We start from the raw sequence: 231 nt of genomic DNA, 5'->3' as shown, positions 1-231 counted from the left end.
GTGGGAGGCGTTCGGCGAGATAGCACGAGAATACTACGGAGATCGCCAAGAAAATCGGCGGATAATCCCCCCGAAAAAATACGAGAGGCGGGCCACCAACGGAATTATGGTACACCTCGGACGAGACCTTTATAATTGGCGGCGGGAGGGCAATACTGTTCCGAAGAGCATGCCCGAGGATCTGAAGGATTTTTTGGAGGGTTGCGGAGCGATCGGCGACGTGGCGAAGGC

At 55.8% G+C, this 231-nt stretch carries 1 protein-coding gene; it reads left to right on the top strand.

Annotated elements, in window-relative coordinates:
* Positions 1-231 (top strand): hypothetical protein (locus ACLQ25_RS32930; protein ID WP_425734626.1); only part of this gene is annotated, 231 nt, incomplete at both ends.

It is taken from the genome of Micromonospora sp. DT44 (assembly GCF_049841635.1).
Classification (GTDB): Bacteria; Actinomycetota; Actinomycetes; order Mycobacteriales; family Micromonosporaceae; genus Micromonospora.
Note: the sequence above shows the minus strand (reverse complement) of the source record. Positions and strands in the feature narration are given on the sequence as shown.